Below are 17,689 nucleotides of genomic sequence, written 5' to 3'. Positions count from 1 at the left end.
GCGCCCCACCGACGCCGTCGTCCGAATCACCTCGACCAACATCTGCGGGTCTGACCTGCACATGTACGAGGGCCGCACCGACATGGAGCCGGGCCGGGTGCTCGGCCACGAGAACATGGGCATCGTCGAGGCCGTCGGCGAGGGCGTGGACCGCATCAAGGTCGGCGACAGGGTCAGCCTGCCCTTCAACATCGCCTGCGGCTCCTGCGACCACTGCGTCCAGGGCAAGACAGCCTTCTGCCTGCGCGCCAACCAGGCCGGGACCGCTGGTGCGGCCTTCGGCTTCGCAGCGATGGGCGACTACGCGGGTGGTCAGGCCGAGCTGCTGCGGGTCCCGTGGGCAGACTTCAACGCTCTCGTCCTGCCCGAGGGCACCGACAAAGAGCTCGACTACACGATGCTCTCCGACATCTTCCCGACGGGCTGGCACGGCGTCGAGCTCTCGCAGTTCGAGCCGGGCGACTCGGTCGCGGTCTGGGGCGCCGGACCGGTCGGGCTCATGGCGGCGCACAGCGCGAGGATCCGCGGCGCCTCCGAGGTCTTCGTCGTCGACCAGCACGCGGACAGGCTCGCCCTGGCGGCGAGCATCGGCGCGACCCCAGTCGACTTCTCGGCAGGTGACCCCGTCGAGCAGATCATGGAGGCGACGGGCGGCCGGGGCGTCGACCGCGGTGTCGAGGCGATCGGCTACCAGGCGCACGACTCCTCGGGGACCGAAGACCCGACGCTCGCCCTCAACCAGCTCGTCGCCGTCGTCAAGGCGACAGGCGGGATCGGTGTGGTCGGCGTCTACCTGCCCCAGGACCCTGGAGCGAAGGACGACCTGGCCAAGGAGGGCAAGCTCGTCTTCGACTACGGCACCTTCTGGTTCAAGGGCCAGGGCATGCGCACGGGCCAGGCCAACGTCAAGGCCTACAACCGCCAGCTGCGTGATCTCATCACGAGCGGCGTCGCGACGCCGTCCTTCCTGGTGAGCCACGAGCTGGCCCTCGACGAGGCTCCGGCTGCGTACAAGAAGTTCGACTCCCGGGAGCACGGCTGGACGAAGGTCGTCCTGCACCCCGGAGAGCTCGCGACCGCGGGGTGACCCGCTGACCGCGCGATGACGCGCCGCTGACCTGCGGCGGGCGGGCGGTGGCGGCCGGGTCCGGGGAGGGCCGAGCCGCCGCTGGCCGTCAGGCCGCACACGACGGGCCCCGCTCCTTCGCAGGAGCGGGGCCCGTCGTCGGTCGTCGGCGCGGTGGCCGGCAGACGACCTCGGGTCCGCCGAGCCGCCAGGTCGTGCGGCTGTCCGCCCCCAGATCCGCGGGGCTGCGGACTGCGGGCCCTCAGTGGACCGGGAGACCCGCCGGTGCGTTCTTCGGGCGACGCACGAGGAACGACGCGGCGACGGCGACGAGCGCGAGGCCGGCCCCGACGAGGAACGCCGCGTGGATACCCGAGGCGAGGGCGTCGACAGGAGCGAGCCCGTCCTCGACCCCGGAGGTGGTCTTCGTCGTCATGATCGCGACGAACAGCGCGGTCCCGGCAGCACCGGCCAGCTGCTGGAGCGTGTTGAGGACAGCGCTGCCGTGGGAGTAGAGCGCCTTGTCGAGGGACCCGAGGGCCGACGTCATGAGCGGGGTCATGACCAGCCCGAGCCCCATGCTCAGCACCACGTGGACCGCGACGACCAGCGGGCGCCCCGACGTCTCGTCGAGGAGCGTCATGCCGGCGAGCGCGAGGGCGACGACCATCGTCCCGGGGATGACGAGCGGGCGCGGTCCGACCTTGTCGAAGGCGCGGCCGACGAAGGGCGCGGTCAGACCCATGACGAGCCCACCGGGCAGCAGCATGAGGCCGGTCTGGAGGGTCGTGAGGCCCTGGACGTCCTGCAGGTAGATCGGCAGCAGGATGAGCGTGCCGAACAGCGCACCCATCGCGACGAGCAGCACGACGATGCCGACCACGAAGGACCGCTGCTTGAAGGGACGCAGGTCGAGCAGCGCGGAGTCTGTGCGCTGCAGCAGGAGCTGACGCCACACGAAGAGGGCGAGCGCGACGACCCCGACGGCGATCGGCACAGCGGGGTTGACCGGGGTGTGGCCGGACGCGGACTCGCCGATGCTGCTGAGCCCGTAGATGAGCCCGCCGAAGGCGAGGGCGGAGAGCACGATCGACACGAGGTCGAACTTCACGGCCTGCGGCGTGGTGATGTTCTTGACGAAGACCGCACCGAGGGCGAGGGCCACGAGCGCGATCGGCAGCACGATGAGGAACAGCCAGCGCCAGCTGAGCGTCGAGAGGATCAGCCCGGAGAAGGTCGGCCCCACGGCCGGGGCCACGGCGATGACGATGCTGATGAGGCCCATCGTGCGGCCGCGGCGCGACTCGGGCACGAAGGTGAGGACCGTCGTGATGAGAAGCGGGATCATGATCGCGGTGCCGCTCGCCTGGACCACACGGCCCACGAGCAGGACCGGGAAGCCGGGCGCGAGCGCCGCGAGCAGCGTCCCCGCGCTGAACAGGCTCATCGCGGCGATGAACACCGAGCGGGTCGAGAAGCGCTTGAGGATCAGCCCCGTGGTCGGGATGACCACGGCCATGGTCAGCAGGAAGCCTGTGGTGAGCCACTGGGCGGTCGAGGCCGAGACCGCGAGGTCGCCCATGAGCTGGGGCAGCGCCACACCCATGATCGTCTCGTTGAGGACGACCACGAAGGTCGCGACGAGCAGCAGACCGATGACGATCTTGATCTCGCGGGGCAGGGCGTCGTCCTGGGGGTCGGCAGTCTTCTGCACGGGGGTGCCGGTGTCGGCTGTCATGTGGGTGCCTTGTCGCCTGGGGTCGGTCGGTCGGTCGGCGCGCGGGCTGCCACGAGGCTGCCCGGCGCGGTCTGCGAGGTCGCGACTCCGTCGGGCGACTGCATCTGTGAAAGCAGCGTACGTCACCGGTGTCAGTGACTGTCAAGGGCGTCGGCTGCTATCGTCGTGCTCGTGACCACTGCGAGCAGGCTGCGAGACGTCTCCCGCGCGGCTGTGCGCTCGGAGATCGCCGAGGCGGCCGACGCTCTCTTCACAGCACAAGGATTCGACGCGACCACTGTCGACCAGATCGCCGCAGCCGTCGGCATGTCGCAGCGGACGTTCTTCAGGTACTTCCCGTCGAAGGAAGACGCTGCGCTCGACAGCTTCGAAGAGCAGACCGAGATGTTCATCGACAGGCTCGTCGCCCGCCCCCTCGACGAGGGCGAGTGGGACTCGCTGCGCGCGGTCTTCGACGTCGTCGTCGCACAGTGCGCCGACGCGACTCTCGGCGGGCGCATCGCCTCCCTGCACGCGCTCCTCGGCTCGAGCCCGACGCTGCTCGCCGCCTACCTCGAGCGCAGCTCGGCTCTGCAGAAGCGCATGGTCCAGACGCTCCACGACAGGGCGTCCGAGCGCGGCGAGGGACCCGGGAGCGACGCTGTGCTGCAAGCCGTCGTCGGTTCGGCCTTCGCCTGCCTCGAGGCGGCGATCACCTGCTTCACGGACGGCTCGACGGAGGGGCCCGTGCTCGCCGGTAGGCTCGACGAGGTCATGACGGCGCTGCGCCCAGCGCGCTATCTCTGACCCGAGCGCACGTCGGCACGAGCCGGCACCCTCGGCGCCCGTCGGTACAGCACCCCAGGGAGACACCGTGAAGATCCTCGTCGTCGGAGCCGGTGCCACCGGCGGGTACTACGGAGGTCGTCTGGCCCAGGCCGGGCGTGACGTCACCTTCCTCGTGCGCGAGCGTCGCGCCGCGCAGCTGCGCGAGCGCGGTCTGCGGATCACCGGGCTCGGCGAGGACGAGACCGTCGAGCCGACTCTCGTCACGGCAGGGGAGATCGACGGCCCGTACGACCTCGTGATCCTCACCGTGAAGGCGACAGGCCTCGACGCAGCCCTCGACGACCTGGCCCCTGCCGTCGGTCCCGGCACCGTGCTGCTGCCCGTCCTCAACGGGATGGCGCACCTCGACGCGCTCGACGCCCGGTTCCCCGACGCCCAGGTGCTCGGCGGGGTCGTGCGCATCCTCGCGACGCTCACCGACGACGGAGACGTCCAGATCATGGCCCCGCTCGCCCAGGTCCGCACGGGCCCGCGGAGCGACAGGTCGACCCCGTCGCTCGACGCGGCGCTGGAGACCCTCGACGTCCCGGGGGTCGAGGTACAGCGGGTGCCCGACGTCGTGGCCACCATGTGGCACAAGTGGGTGTTCATCGTCGCGGCCGGGGCCGTCACGGGCCTGGCCCGCGGACCCGTGGGACCGATCGTCGACTCCCCCGGCGGGTCGGACTTCGTCCGCGACGTCCTCGCCGAGGTGACCGCCGTCGCCGAGGCCGCCGGCTACCCGGTGCCCGAGCGGGAGACCGCGACCTCGCTCGCGATGCTCACCGAGCCCGGGTCCACCTTCACGTCGTCGCTCTACCGCGACCTCGTGGCGGGGCGGGCGACCGAGGCCGAGCACCTGCTCGGCGACCTCACGCGCCGCGCCCGCGACCTCGGGGTCCCGACACCTCTCGTCGACCTGGCCCTGCTCCAGATGCGCGTCGCGGAGAAGCAGCGGGCCTGAGGCGGGGGCGACCGCCGCTCAGACGGGCTCGGCGCTCCCGACCCACGCGACCGCGAGCGCGTCTGCGCCCTCGTCGGTGAGGTGCACACCGTCGTCTGCGTAGCGGGCGAAACCTGAGACCGGGGTGTCCCCGCGAGAGTTCACGGCGAGCTCGTTGAGCAGCCCGTCAGCAGCAATGAGCGTCGCGCCGTACTCGGCGGCGAGCCGTCGCACGACGGCGATGCGCGGGTCGAGGTCGGCGCGCCACGCCCACTGCTCAGGGGTGACGGGGAGCACGAAGGGCTCGATGAGCAGCAGCTGGGCGGCGGTCTCCGCGACGAGCCTGTCGAGGATGTGGCGGTAGTCGGCCTCGTAGGCCTCGGTCGTCGTCACCTCACCGCTGTCCATCGCGCGCCAGGTGTCGTTGATGCCGATCATCACGGTGACGACGTCGGGAGCGACGTCGATCGCGTCACGGGTCCAGCGGGCCCGCAGGTCTGCGACGCGGTTGCCGCCGATCCCCTTGTTGACCACGGTCACCGGGTGGTCCGGGTGCACGACGGCCCAGAGGTCTGCGGCGCGCTGCACGTAGCCGTGCCCGAGCGACCCTGTCGAGTCGTCGCGCCCCCACTCGGTGATCGAGTCTCCGATGAACAGGACTGTAGAACCGGCCTTGATCGACAGCGTCATGTCACGTCCTCGTGCGTCTGCGGTGGTGGGGTGGGGGCTCTGCGCCCCTCCGGCAGGGTATCGCCGCAGATGTGGGCGATGGACCAACTCTGGTCCGCGCGTCGCGCATCGACCGTCGACCAGCCGCCCTGGTGGCGTGATGCGGTGAGGACGAGACGCACGAGACACAGCCGATAAGTTGTGCACAACTTATCTCCGTCGTAGTGTCGAGACATGACCACGCAGCCGATCCCCTCCGACCCCGGTCTGCTGCTCGACGCCCAGCTCTGCTTCCGCCTGTACCGCAGCGAGCGCGCCGTCCTCGCGACGTACCGCGAGCTGCTCGCAGACCTCGGCGTCACGTACCCGCAGTACCTCGTGCTGCTCGTGCTGTGGGAGACCGACGGCGCGACCGTGTCGCACCTCGGGTCTCGTCTCGCGCTCGAGAGCGGCACGCTCTCACCGCTGCTGCGCCGCATGGAGGCCGCAGGGCTGGTGCTCCGCGAGCGCTCGGGCGACGACGAGCGTGTGGTCCACGTGCGCCTGACCGACGCGGGCCGCGCCCTCCAGGCCCGGGCCCACCGCGTGCCCCACGACCTCGCACGGCGTGGCGGTCTCGACACCGCCGAGACCCTCGAGCTCGCCCGCCTGCTCGACAGGCTGTGCAGAAACCTCGGCGCACCCGGGCCGACCGTCGACACCGCGATCGACGAAGCCTTCGGGTCACCCCTGAACCCTCAACCCGCCAGCGCCCGCACACCGGGCGCACCGACAGATGGAGATCGCTCATGAACACGCTCTACTCCGCCGAAGCCCTCGCGACCGGCGACGGCCGCAACGGCCACGTCGCCACCCCCGACGGCCGCCTCGACATGGGCCTCGCCATCCCCAAGGAGATGGGTGGCTCCGGCGACGGCGCCAACCCCGAGCAGCTCTTCGCCGCCGGGTACTCCGCGTGCTTCCACTCGGCTCTGCAGTCGGCAGCCCGCGAGGCCAAGGTGAAGATCACCGGCTCGAGCGTCGGCGCCCGCGTCAACATCGGCCCGCTCGACAACGGCGGCTTCGGTCTCTCGGTCGCCCTCGAGGTCGTCATCCCCGAGGTCCCGCACGACGAGGCCCAGGCCCTCGCGGACCGCGCCCACCAGATCTGCCCCTACTCGAACGCGACCCGCGGCAACATCGAGGTCACGGTCTCCGTCGTCGAGGACTGATCCTCAGCGCGACGCACAGCACGCAGCGGCACACGCCGTGCCCGTCTCCTCGGGGCACGGCGCGCGCAGCAGCCAGACGCCGACGGCGCCCGTCCCCCTGGGGGGCGGGCGCCGTCGGCGTCTGCGGGCGGGACTCAGACCAGGTCGCGGACCGCTGCGTACTGCTCGCGGACGACCGGGGTGGCCGGGGCGTCGTAGACCTCGGAGGCACCCGACGCGCTGGTCCACTCCGGGGGCCCCTGCGTCCCAGAGAGCACCCATGCGGCCTGGCGCGCAGCACCGTCGGCCACGTACTCCCCAGGCTCGGGCACCTCGACAGGGACCCCGAACACCTGCGGCGCAATCTCCCGCACGGCCTGCGACCGCGCTCCCCCGCCGATGAGCACCACACGGCTCGCGACGGCTCCCTGCGCCACGAGGGCGTCGAGACCGTCAGCCAGCCCGCACAGCATCCCCTCGACCGACGCCCGCGCGAGGTGCGCGGGAGTCATGGTGCCGAGCGTCAGACCGTGCAGCGTCCCCGTCGCGTCGGGGCGGTTCGGCGTGCGCTCGCCCTCGAGGTAGGGGACGAGCACGAGGCCGTCAGCCCCGGCCGGAGCCGACAGCGCGAGGCTGGAGAGCTCCGCGTGGTCGACGCCGAGCACCCGAGCCGCACCGTCGAGCACACGGCTCGCGTTGAGCGTGCACGCGAGCGGCAGGAACGCACCTGTCGCGTCAGAGAAGCCAGCGACGAGCCCCGAACCGTCGGCTGAGGGCTCGACAGCGATCGCCGAGACCACACCCGACGTCCCGATCGACACGGCGACGTCCCCCGCGACCATCCCGAGACCGAGGGCTGCCGCGGCGTTGTCACCGGCTCCTGGTCCGAGGACCAGGTCGCCCGCCGCACCGTCACGCTCGACGACAGCAGCACGCTCCGCAGGCCCGAGGACCTTCGGCAACGAGACCCGCTCCGAGGCTCCCTCACCGAGGGCGAGGTCGAAGAGCTCGGGCAGGTACTCCCCCGTGCTCCCCGAGAAGTAGCCGGTGCCGGACGCGTCCGACCTGTCGGTGGTGATCGCCGAGAGGTCGCGGGCGCCCCCCGGCACACCGCCAGCCCCGGAGATCTGCCACGTCAACCAGTCGTGCGGCAGGCACACGGCCGCCACCCGCGCCGCGTTCTCGGGTTCTGCACCGGCGAGCCAGCGCAGCTTGGTCACCGTGAGCGACGCGACGGGCACCGTGCCGATCGCGTCGGCCCACGCCTGCTCGCCCGAGCCGCCGCGCCGCTCGCCGAGCTCGGCGACCAGATCGGTCGCCGCCGCGGCAGAGCGGGTGTCGTTCCACAGGAGCGCAGGACGGACGACCTCTCCGTCGGCGTCGAGCACGACCATGCCGTGCTGCTGGCCGCCGACCGAGAGCGCCGACACGTCGTCGAGCCCGCCGGCGGCCTCGACGGCCTCGAGGTACGCCTCCCACCAGGCGGAGGGGTGCACCTCGGTGCCGTCGGGGTGACGCGCCGAGCCGGACCTGACGAGCTCACCGGTCTGGGCGTCACGGATGACGACCTTGCAGGACTGGGTCGACGAGTCGACCCCCGCCACGAGCACGCGGTCCGTGCCACCCTCGGCGGCCGAGGAACCCCGTCCGACCGCACCGCTCGACGACACGTCGACCATCAGCCGATGAGGTGGCGCAGGGCCAGCTGGTTGAGGCGCACGAAGCCGAAGTCGCGCTCAGCAGCGGCCTCGGGGTCGAAGTCCTCGAAGGCAGAACGGTCCGCGAGGAGCTCGGCGACGGTCTCGCCCGGGTTGAGCGTCGGCGTCGCGAGCTCGAAGATGCCGGCGGTCTTGAAGGCCTCCTGCACCTCGGGGTCGGCGCGGTACTCGGCCGACTTCTTGGCGAGCATCTCGTACATCTCCATGTTGGCCGACGCGGAGTCCCAGACCCCGGCCTCGACCTCGGTGCGCGAGGGCTTGTAGTCGAAGTGGCGCGGGCCCGTGTAGCGCGGGGCGTCGGGCGAGCCCGGGAAGCCGTTCTCGACGAGGTCGACGGTGAAGAACGCCGACAGCAGGTCGCCGTGGCCGAAGACGAGGTCCTGGTCGAACTTGATCGAGCGCTGCCCGTTGAGGTCGATGTGGAACAGCTTGTCCGACCACAGCGCCTGCGCGAGGCCGTGCGTGTAGTTGAGGCCGGCCATCTGCTCGTGGCCCGTCTCCGGGTTGAGGCCGACGATGTCGCCGTGCTCGAGCTGGGCGATGAACCCGAGGGCGTGGCCGATGGTCGGCAGGAAGATGTCGCCGCGGGGCTCGTTGGGCTTGGGCTCGAGCGCGATGCGCATGTCGTAGCCCTTCTCCTTGATGTACCCGGCGACGAGGTCGATGCCCTCGCGGTAGCGCTCGAGCGCTGCGTGCAGGTCCTTGGCACCGTCGTACTCGGAACCCTCGCGACCACCCCACATGACGAAGGTCTTGGCGCCGAGCTCGGCGGTGAGGTCGATGTTGCGCAGCACCTTGCGGAGCGCGAAGCGGCGCACGGAGCGGTCGTTCGACGTGAAGCCGCCGTCCTTGAACACCGGGTGGCCGAACAGGTTCGTCGTGACCATCTCGATGGTCATGCCGCTCTCCTCGGCGGCCGTCTTGACCTCACCGAGCAGACGGTCGCGCGTGGCGTCGTCCGAGCCGAAGGGGACCACGTCGTCGTCGTGGAAGGTGAAGCCCCAGGCGCCGAGCTCGGCGAGCTTGCGCACAGCGCGGGCCGGGTCGAGGTGCGGGCGGGACGCCGAGCCGAACTGGTCCTGGGCGTTCCAGCCCACGGTCCAGAGTCCGAAGGAGTAGTTGATGCCAGATGCGTGCGCCATGGGAGGTCTCCTCGTCGAGAGTTCGCACCGCCGGGCCGCGACGTCGCGGGAGGCGGATTAGTTGTATGGATGAACTTATCCCCGTCCGGCGGTAGGGTCAACCCATGATCGTGACCCCGGCCGTCGGGCAGCACTCGCTGCGCGAGCAGAACATCGCGCTCGTCGCCCGCGTTGTGGTCGACGCCCCGACAGCTCCGTCGCGCTCCGACATCGCCACCTCGACAGGACTGACCCGGGCCACTGTGTCCTCGCTGGTCGACCGTCTCGTCGAGGCCCGCATCGTCGCCGAGCTGCCGCCGGTCGCGTCACGACGCGCGGGACGCCCGGCGGTCCCGCTCGTGCCCGCGCGCGGCACGCTCGTCGGCATCGGTCTCGAGATCAACGTCGGCCACCTCGCAGGGGTGGTCCTCGACCTCGCCGGCGACACCCTCGCGAGCGAGACGCTGCACGGCGACTTCCACGGGAGCGACCCCGCCGCCACGCTCGCCCTCCTCGGAGCCCTCACCGGACGGCTGCTGGAGACAGCCCGGGCAGACCACGCCTCGCTGCGCGTCGCCGGCGTGCAGGTCGCGGTCCCCGGGCTCGTCGAGCCCGGGACGTCGACCCTGCGCGTCGCCCCGAACCTCGGCTGGGCCGACCTCGAGGTCGACACGTCCGCTGTCGCCGAGCACACCGGTGACGCCCTCGTCACGCTCAGCAACGAGGCCAACCTCGCCGCCCTCGCCCAGGTCCCCTGGCAGGGCCGTCACGTCGACGTCCCCGACTCCTTCCTCTACGTCTCGGCCGACGTCGGCATCGGGGCGGCGATCGTCCTCGACCGCGAGCTCTTCGTCGGCGGGCGCGGCTGGAGCGGCGAGCTCGGGCACGTCGTCGTCGACCCGGCCGGGCCGCTCTGCCCCTGCGGGGCGACGGGATGCCTCGAGCAGTACGCCGGGACAGATGCCGTGCTGCGGGCCGCCGGTCTGCCGCGCGACGCGGGCGTGCGGTCGCTGCTCGCTCCTGCTCGACGAGCGTCGGGCGCCGACCACCCCGACGACGGACACGACGGACCGGAGCTCGATCTCCCACGGGCTCCTCGGGCGGCGCCCGCGAGCGCAGCGTCCGCCGCAGCTCTCGACCGCGCCGGCCACGCCCTCGGCGCGACCCTCGCCGACTTCGTCAACCTCATCGACGTCCCGGCGATCGTCCTCGGCGGGGCTTACTCCGACCTCGCCGACCACCTCGCCCCGATCGTCCACGCCGAGCTCGCGACGCGGGTGCTGTCCGCGCCGTGGTCGACCTTCAGCGTCGTCCGTGCGCCCGTCGCCGGGGCCGCCGCGACAGTCGGCGGCGCACGTCAGGTGCTGCGCGGCGTGGTCGAGGACCCGACCGCCTGGCTCTGACACCCGGGCCGAGGGTAGACGACCCTGTTCCTCACCCTGCCGACTCCCTCTCGGCCCGTCGACCTGCCGCTACCGTGGCTCCATGCGATGCGACCAGTGCGACAGGAAGATCACCGGCCCGCCCGTGAAGACCGCGACCCGCACGCTCTGCCGCAGCTGCGGCGACACGCTCGACGGGCTGACCGCCGGGGTGCTCTCGGGGGCAGACGTCGGCGGGGCGGTCGCGACGGCCGGCTGGTACAGCTCCTTGCGCGAGAGGCGGCGCGAGAAGCAGGAGCAGCGACGAATGTCAGGGGAGGCACCGGGCGGCACGGGCTCCTGACGATGGCACCGGTCAGACAGTCTGCCGCCGGGCGCACGTCTCGTGGTCGCCGGTCCGCCGCCGTCCTCGCCGCGTGCTGCCTCACCGTCACGGCGTCGTGCGCCAGCGAGACCACCTGCCCGGCGGTCGCGACGGCCAGCACGCTCGAGGTCCGGCTCGCTGCCGCGTGGCCCGACCGCAGCTCGTGGGACGTCGGCGTCGGGTGCGACGAGGAGGCAGGCTGCGCCGAGCTGGACGATACCCCGGGTCCGGACCGTGCTCTCACTGTCGGGATGCCCGACGCGGCGCGGACGGTCGACGTGACCGTCCGCGCCCTCGGGTCGGGCGAGACCGTCCACGCGCAGGAGCACGACCCTGCGTGGACGAGGACGACGCAACCCGGCCCCTGCGGGTCGACCTTCTCGTCAGGTGTGCTCGTCCTCGACGTCCGGCACGCGCCGGGCTGACCGCCCTACCCGAAGTGCGACTTCGAGATGAGCCCGTGGACACCGACGGTGCGGTCGACCACCTGGGTCACGGTGAAGTCGGCCGCGGCCGACAGGTAGGCGTAGGCCGTGGCACGGTCCATCCCGCGGTCCTGCTCGAGGAAGTCGAGGGCGTTGACGACCGCGCGGCGCATCGCCACGTCGAGGTCGCTCCCCTGACCGTCGACCGAGCCGTCGGGGTCGGACAGGCCGATCGGGATCCACGCGTCCTCGGTCTCGGCGAAGGGGTAGCCGTAGGCGACCGACGGTGCATCGCCCGACCCGGGCTTGCAGACCGTGAGACGGAAGGTGCCGCGCAGCGACCCCTCCATCGCAGTGAGGGCGACCTCGCCGTCCCCCATCGCCATGTGCGGGTCGCCGACGTAGAACAGCGCGCCGTCGGCCTGGACCGGCAGGTAGAAGGTCGACCCGACCCCGAGCTGGCGGATGTCGATGTTGCCACCGCCGAGGGTCGGCGGGATCGAGTTGGCGCTCGGCGCTGTGGGGTCGGTGTCCTGGGAGAACGCGACACCCATCATCCCCATGAAGGGGCGCAGCGGGAACCGCACCGACCCGGCGCTCGCCCCACCACCGAAGGTCATCACTCCCTCGTCGCCCTCGACGGCCGTGAAGGTCGACAGGTTGCCGAAGGACGTGGGGTCGCCGCTCGCACGGCCATCGGTCCCGACAGGCGGCATGACCTCGTCGAGGATGATGCCCGCGGGTGGTGTGCCGTCGGCGGTGAGCGCGAGCGCGCCCTTGCCGTGCCGGCTCGACACGACGCCGTAGGGCACACGCGGGATCGCCTCGAGGGTCTCGATCTTGAGGACGTCGCCGGGCTCTGCCCCGTCGACGTGCACGGGACCGGTCACGACGTGCGGCCCGTCCTTGACGAAGTCGCGGGTGGTCCGGTCGTAGTCGGCGGCGATCGCGATCGCGTCTTCGAGCACGTCGGAGGACGCGACGCCGTGCTCGGCGAAGAAGCTCACAGGGTCCCGGCCCTGGTCCTCGAGGATCCCCTCGTGCGACACGGCGTCGATGGTGATGGTCTCACCGGAGCGCATCCGGGCTGACGGCGTGGAGTGGACCGTCGGGACGTAGCCCCACAGGACGGCGTCCGGGGTCGAGCCGAGGTAATGGTCGCCGCTGACGTCCCCAGAGCCGGGCTGCAAGATCCCGCGCTGGGGCGGGGCTGTCGAGGCGCGCGGCGTGGACGCGGATCCAGGAGAGCACGCGGCCAGGGCACCCGCCACTGCTCCGCTCGCGCCGACGGCCGCAGCCGCCCTGAGGAAGTCACGTCGGCCGAGTCCTCGGGCGAGCACGGTCGCTGCTTCTCGGGGGTCGATCTGAGGCATGCGTCCTCCACGGGAGCGGTCGTCGTCACGCCCCGGGGTCTCCCGGGACGTGACGTCGACGCTAGTGAGAGGGTGTTTCTCACCCGTTTCAGGGAATCGACACGCAGGTACCAGATCGAGCCTGTCAGGTTCCGGCGAGGAGCCAGGTGACCTCGGCGCGCAGGAGGGCCTGGCGGGACGGGGAGTCGTAGGAGCGGGCGCCGTGGCCGAGGGCGTCGTAGACGCACCGCACGCCGGGCGCACCCGAGACCCACACGACAGGGTGGTCGATGCCGTCGTGCTGCTGGGTGAGCAGCACGGTCGACGACTCGGCGACCCGGAGATAGCTGTACCGCTCGTCGAAGGCCGTCACGGTCCCAGACGTCACGTCACGCAGCACCCCGGCGAGGTCGTGGTCCGCACCGGCGAGCGTGAAGTCAGCCTCGCCGATGTCAGGGTGCATCGACGTGCCGTCGACCCACCGCCCGCCGAGGATCCGCTCCCAGTGCGCCGAGTCGGCGAAGGTGTTCGCCGCCTGGTGCAGACCGAGAACTGGTCGGCCCGCGTCGGCCCAGGCGCGCAGCCGCTCGTGGAACCCGGACCACCGGGAGTCGTCGCCGTCGAAGCCGGGGTCGGGGCGGCCCGAGCTGGTGTTGACGACCACGAGGTCCACGCCGTCCCCGGCAGGGTCGAGGTCGTCGAGCGCGTCGGGGAAGGCCCCGCGGACCGACACCTGGTACGCGGGGCTGCCGAGGTCGTCGGTCCCGTCGATCGTCGGCGCCGAGAGCACCTCGGCGACCTTGTGGGACGTGGCCGCCATGTCGTGCCACGGGTCCTCGTACCGGCCGCGACCGGCGAGCACGAGGACCCGTGGCACGGAGGTCACCGGTTGGTCCCGTCGACCGCGAAGGGCTCGATCGCCGCGATCTCCTCAGCGGTCAGCGGTGCGGCGTGCGCGGCCTGCACGTTGTTCTCGAGCTGCCCGACGCTGCTCGCACCGATGAGGGTCGAGGTGACACGGGAGTCGCGCAGCAGCCACGTGAGGGCGAGCTGCGCGAGGGTCTGCCCGCGCCCGGCAGCGATCTCGTTGAGGCCACGGGCCCGCTCGAGGTACGTCTCGCTGATCGAGTCGCTCTTGAGGAAGTGCCCGACGGCCGCGCGCGAGTCCGACGGCACGTTGCCGTCGAGGTAGCGGTCGGTGAGCATGCCCTGCGCGAGCGGGGAGAACACGATCATGCCGATGCCGAGGTCGCCCACGGTGTCGAGCAGCGACTGGCCCGTCGCGTCGGGGTCGTCGGTCTTGCCCGCGTCGGGCATCTCGACGTGGCGGTTGAACATCGAATAGCTGGGCTGGTGGATCAGCAGCGGGGTGCCGAGGTCCGCGAGGACCTCCTGTGCGACGCGGGTCTGCGCCGGGCTGTAGTTCGAGATGCCTGCGTACAGCGCGCGGCCGCTCGTGACGGCGGTGTGCAGCGCACCCATCGTCTCCTCGATCGGGACCGTGGGGTCCGGACGGTGGGAGTAGAAGATGTCGACGTAGTCGAGGTTCATCCGCTTGAGCGACTGGTCGAGGGAGCTCAGCAGGTACTTGCGCGACCCACCGTCGCCGTAGGGGCCAGGCCACATGTCGTAGCCGGCCTTGCTCGAGATCACGAGCTCGTCGCGGTACGGGCGGAAGTCGTCCGTCATGTGACGGCCGAAGTTCTCCTCGGCGGAGCCGTAGGGCGGCCCGTAGTTGTTCGCGAGGTCGAAGTGCGTGATCCCGAGGTCGAAGGCGCGGCGCAGCACGGCGCGCTGCGTCTCGAAAGGGGTCGTGTCGCCGAAGTTGTGCCAGAGGCCCAGCGACAGCGCGGGGAGGTCGAGCCCGCTGCGGCCTGCGCGGCGGTAGGGCATCGAGGAGTAACGGGAGTCATCAGCGTTGAAGAAGGTCACCCGTCGATCCTCCCAGACCCGAGCACGCTGGGGAAGCGATGTCCGGCGCACGACGACGGCCCTGCCCGGGTCTCCCCCGGACAGGGCCGTCAGCTGCCGTCAGCCTGCCGTCGTCCTGCCGCCTGCCTGCTGCTCAGTACCGGAAGGTCTCCACGCGTCCGCGCAGCTCGGAGGCGAGCCCGGCCAGCTCGGAGATCGCGCTGCCCATCTGCCCGACCACGTCCGTCGAGGACGCTGCCGACGTCGCGACGCCGACGATGTTCGCCGCGATCTCGCCCGAGCCCGTGGCCGCCTCGGCGACCGAGCGGGACATCTCGTTGGTCGTCGCGGTCTGCTCCTCGACGGCCGAGGCGATGGTCAGCTGGTAGTCGTTGATGCTCGCGATGATGGTCGAGATCTCGGCGATCGCGGCCATCGCACCCGAGGTCTCGCCCTGGATGGTCTCGACCTTGCGGGCGATGTCCTCCGTCGCGCGGGCGGTCTCCTGCGCGAGGTCCTTGACCTCCGAGGCGACGACCGCGAAGCCCTTGCCGGCCTCGCCAGCACGTGCAGCCTCGATGGTCGCGTTGAGGGCCAGCAGGTTGGTCTGCTCCGCGATCGAGTTGATGGTCTTGACCACCTGGCTGATCTCCTGCGAGGAGTCGCCGAGGCGACCGACCGTGACGTTGGTGGTCTCAGCCATCGTGGTCGCCTGGGCTGCGACCTTCGCGGCCTCGGAGGAGCTCTGCGCGATCTCGCGGATCGACGCGCTCATCTGCTCCGCACCTGCGGCGACGGTCTGGACGTTGCGCGAGACCTGCTCGGCCGCGGAGGCGACGACACCGGCCTGGCTCGACGTCTCCTCGGAGCCGGCGGCGACCTGGCTCGACGAGGCCGCGAGCTCTTCGGCCGCGGCGGCGACGGTCTGGGACGACTCGACGACGTCGCCCATGACGCCGCGCAGGTTGGTCTGCGCCTCATCGAGGGCGGCTGCCATCTGTGCGACCTCGTCGCGACCGATCACGCCGGAGCGGACCGTGAGGTCTCCGTCGGCCATCGCGACGAGAGAGGCCCGCACGTCCTTGAGGTCGCCGAGGATCCGACGGACGACGAGGGTGGCGAGGAAGGTCGGCAGCAGCAGGCCGAGCAGCAGCGCACCGAGGACGAGCCAGATCGCGGTCTGGGCGGAGTCGTGCGACGCCTCGGAACGCTCCTCGGCCTGGGTGATCTCGGCCCCGAACTCAGCGTTGAGAGGGTCGAGCACCTCGGTCGACAAGGTCCGCAGATCCGCCGTGAGGTCGCTGAACTGCGCCAGGTCGCCTGCGTCGGCGGCCGGGAAGAGCGACTCGTCGACGAAGGAGTAGTACGCGTCGAGCGCCGCGTCGAGGTCTGCCATGGCCTGCTCGTCCACGACGAAGGGCCCGTAGGAGCTGATGAGGGCGTCCAGCTCTCCGCGACGGGTCGCGAGGTCGGCGATGAGCTCTTCACGCCCGGCGGCGTCCGCCAGCCCGTACTGCAGGTGACGGGTGCGGTCCCCCTGGTAGCTGCGCTGGATGTCGTTGAGGATGCGCGTCGGCGCGACGTTGTCCTCGGCGAGGGTCTTTCCGGCGGCGTCGAGGCTCGTGAGGCGGGCGATCGCGAGGACAGCGATGACCACCATCATGAGCGCCATCCCGCCGAGCACGAGAGTGATCTTCAGGGCGACGGGGAGGTCGCGGATCGCGTTGGTCCGCGTGAGGCTGGTCGTGCGGGTCATGGGCTTTCCATTTCGGAGCAGGGGGACGTCCGCTGCTTATCGGCCCACGACCCGCGAGATGTAGCGGTCGCCGGGAGGTGTCCAGCCGCCGGACAGACCCGGACGTCCCCTCCTCGTCGAGCAGGGACTGACGGACCCGCTCGGGCACGGTCGGGCAGGAGCGGGTCCGGTCGCTCCGGCACGTCTGCGCCGGCAGCGCTCGTCAGCCTGCCGCGGGACCGCTCAGGGCAGCCGCGCTCCCTCGGGCACGTCGATGTCCGCGTAGACGAGCACCTTCGGTGTTCCGGCAGCGCTGGCACGGAGCAGCACCTCGGCATTCTCCTCGACCGCCACCGCGACCTTGAAGGCGAGCTTGAGCGAGGTCCCGACGGCGAGCAGCCCGTGGTTGCCCCACACGACGGCGTCGACGTCGTCGCCCATGAGCTCGGCGCTGCGCCGACCGAAGTCGGCGTTGGTCGAGAACTCGAAGGGCATGACCTCGACCGGCCCCTTGGCGTAGAGCACCATGTTGAGCAGGACAGGGTCGATGCGGCGACCCAGAGCCCCGAGGACGTTGACGAAGGTCGACTCCGTGTGGACGATCGCCTGCACGTCCGGGCGCCGCCTGTAGTGCTCGAGGTGCACGGGCAGCTCAGTCGACGGGAGCAGGTCCCCCTCGAGCACGGTCCCGTCGAGGCCGACGACCACCATGTCGTCGCCGCTCATCGCGTCGTAGCGCACGTCGGAAGGGGTGATGACGATCGCGTCCGCGCCGTCGTGCGCACCGGGGAGCCGGACGCTGATGTTGCCCTGGGTGTTGAAGTTGAGGCCGGTCCGGACCGACTCGCGGCAGTAGTAGAGGATCTCCTCCCGGGTGGCGCGGTCCGCCCTGCTGAGCCCTGTCGTCGAGCCTGCCGTCCTCAGCCCGGCGGGGGTCCCTGCCTCGCTCGTGATCGTCGTCGCGTCGCTCGTGGTCGTCATCGTCCAGCTCCTCGCACTGCGGTCACCGTCGCACGGACGATGAATCGATTCAAGAGTTCAATCGTCCCAGCGCGTCCTGTTCGCGACAGGGACCAACGTCCTCCGCCGAGCACCTCCCCAAGCTCTCCACATCCCTGCGGTGCGACAGAAAGATCGCGCAGGTAGTGTCGTCGCCAGTTGAAGGGGAGTACTCCCACGCGGTGTCGTCGTCAGCACGACCGGTGCAGATGCCGGTCCGGCGCCACCGGTCCCGTGAGCTCGTCCGCCGCCCAGCAGGGCGCGGAGCG

At 71.3% G+C, this 17,689-nt stretch carries 16 protein-coding genes and 1 pseudogene; 8 read left to right on the top strand and 9 right to left on the bottom strand.

Features of this window, described 5'->3' with window-relative positions; translation table 11 throughout:
• Positions 1-61 precede the first annotated feature (61 nt).
• Positions 62-730: pseudogene (locus tag HZZ10_RS20160) on the top strand (alcohol dehydrogenase catalytic domain-containing protein); the annotation flags it as partial.
• A gap of 598 nt (positions 731-1,328) precedes the next feature.
• Here the strand turns inward: HZZ10_RS20160 and HZZ10_RS06465 are convergent.
• On the bottom strand, positions 1,329-2,804 hold the full coding sequence (locus HZZ10_RS06465) for an MDR family MFS transporter (RefSeq protein WP_179912886.1): 1,476 nt from the start codon (positions 2,802-2,804) through the stop codon (positions 1,329-1,331).
• A 171-nt stretch (positions 2,805-2,975) separates the two neighbouring features.
• Between HZZ10_RS06465 and HZZ10_RS06460 the strand changes: the two genes are divergently transcribed.
• Both HZZ10_RS06460 and HZZ10_RS06455 read left to right on the top strand, forming a co-directional pair.
• Positions 2,976-3,590, top strand: coding sequence for a TetR family transcriptional regulator (locus tag HZZ10_RS06460; RefSeq protein WP_162246168.1), 615 nt, complete (start codon positions 2,976-2,978; stop codon positions 3,588-3,590).
• Between the two features lie 67 nt (positions 3,591-3,657).
• Positions 3,658-4,575, top strand: coding sequence for a ketopantoate reductase family protein (locus tag HZZ10_RS06455; protein ID WP_179912885.1), 918 nt, complete (start codon positions 3,658-3,660; stop codon positions 4,573-4,575).
• Positions 4,576-4,593: 18 nt separating this feature from the next.
• Here HZZ10_RS06455 and HZZ10_RS06450 read toward each other — a convergent pair whose 3' ends face one another.
• Complete coding sequence (locus HZZ10_RS06450) at positions 4,594-5,244, bottom strand: SGNH/GDSL hydrolase family protein (protein ID WP_179912884.1); 651 nt, start codon at positions 5,242-5,244, stop codon at positions 4,594-4,596.
• Positions 5,245-5,457: 213 nt separating this feature from the next.
• Between HZZ10_RS06450 and HZZ10_RS19810 the strand changes: the two genes are divergently transcribed.
• A complete protein-coding gene (locus HZZ10_RS19810; protein WP_179912883.1) occupies positions 5,458-6,015 on the top strand; it encodes a MarR family winged helix-turn-helix transcriptional regulator in 558 nt (185 codons plus the stop codon).
• Complete coding sequence (locus HZZ10_RS06440; protein ID WP_179912882.1) at positions 6,012-6,434, top strand: organic hydroperoxide resistance protein; 423 nt, start codon at positions 6,012-6,014, stop codon at positions 6,432-6,434. Before HZZ10_RS19810 ends, HZZ10_RS06440 begins: the two co-directional genes overlap by 4 nt.
• A 134-nt stretch (positions 6,435-6,568) precedes the next feature.
• On the opposite strand, the gene HZZ10_RS06435 is transcribed toward HZZ10_RS06440, so the two are convergent.
• Together HZZ10_RS06435 and xylA are read right to left on the bottom strand one after the other, a co-directional pair.
• Positions 6,569-8,092 carry a xylulokinase gene (locus HZZ10_RS06435; RefSeq protein WP_218928492.1) on the bottom strand — a complete coding sequence of 508 codons (1,524 nt, stop codon included), beginning with the start codon at positions 8,090-8,092 and terminating at the stop codon, positions 6,569-6,571.
• A complete protein-coding gene (gene xylA, locus HZZ10_RS06430) occupies positions 8,092-9,273 on the bottom strand; it encodes a xylose isomerase (protein WP_179912881.1) in 1,182 nt (393 codons plus the stop codon). The genes HZZ10_RS06435 and xylA overlap by 1 nt, the downstream gene beginning before the upstream one ends.
• Positions 9,274-9,377: 104 nt before the next feature.
• Between xylA and HZZ10_RS06425 the strand changes: the two genes are divergently transcribed.
• From HZZ10_RS06425 to HZZ10_RS06415, 3 genes are all read left to right on the top strand, one after another.
• Entirely contained in the window at positions 9,378-10,655 is a 1,278-nt protein-coding gene (locus HZZ10_RS06425) for an ROK family transcriptional regulator (RefSeq protein WP_179912880.1), read from the top strand.
• Between the two features lie 82 nt (positions 10,656-10,737).
• Positions 10,738-10,977, top strand: coding sequence for a hypothetical protein (locus HZZ10_RS06420; RefSeq protein ID WP_179912879.1), 240 nt, complete (start codon positions 10,738-10,740; stop codon positions 10,975-10,977).
• A 2-nt stretch (positions 10,978-10,979) separates the two neighbouring features.
• Positions 10,980-11,423, top strand: coding sequence for a hypothetical protein (locus tag HZZ10_RS06415; RefSeq protein ID WP_179912878.1), 444 nt, complete (start codon positions 10,980-10,982; stop codon positions 11,421-11,423).
• Between the two features lie 5 nt (positions 11,424-11,428).
• On the opposite strand, the gene HZZ10_RS06410 is transcribed toward HZZ10_RS06415, so the two are convergent.
• The 5 genes from HZZ10_RS06410 to HZZ10_RS06390 form a co-directional block, all read right to left on the bottom strand.
• Positions 11,429-12,796, bottom strand: a complete 1,368-nt coding sequence (locus tag HZZ10_RS06410) for an acetamidase/formamidase family protein (protein WP_179912877.1) — start codon at positions 12,794-12,796, stop codon at positions 11,429-11,431.
• 124 nt (positions 12,797-12,920) lie between these two features.
• Positions 12,921-13,661: a ThuA domain-containing protein gene (locus tag HZZ10_RS06405; protein ID WP_179912876.1), complete on the bottom strand. Its 741-nt coding sequence runs from the start codon at positions 13,659-13,661 to the stop codon at positions 12,921-12,923.
• Positions 13,658-14,668, bottom strand: coding sequence for an aldo/keto reductase (locus tag HZZ10_RS06400; RefSeq protein ID WP_056136485.1), 1,011 nt, complete (start codon positions 14,666-14,668; stop codon positions 13,658-13,660). The genes HZZ10_RS06405 and HZZ10_RS06400 overlap by 4 nt, the downstream gene beginning before the upstream one ends.
• A gap of 172 nt (positions 14,669-14,840) precedes the next feature.
• Positions 14,841-16,442, bottom strand: a complete 1,602-nt coding sequence (locus tag HZZ10_RS06395) for a methyl-accepting chemotaxis protein (protein WP_179912875.1) — start codon at positions 16,440-16,442, stop codon at positions 14,841-14,843.
• A 222-nt stretch (positions 16,443-16,664) separates the two neighbouring features.
• Entirely contained in the window at positions 16,665-17,402 is a 738-nt protein-coding gene (locus HZZ10_RS06390; RefSeq protein WP_228087172.1) for a class II aldolase/adducin family protein, read from the bottom strand.
• Positions 17,403-17,689: the final 287 nt, after the last annotated feature.

This window comes from Sanguibacter inulinus (genome assembly GCF_013415325.1).
Classification (GTDB): domain Bacteria; phylum Actinomycetota; class Actinomycetes; order Actinomycetales; family Cellulomonadaceae; genus Sanguibacter; species Sanguibacter inulinus.
Note: the sequence above shows the minus strand (reverse complement) of the source record. Positions and strands in the feature narration are given on the sequence as shown.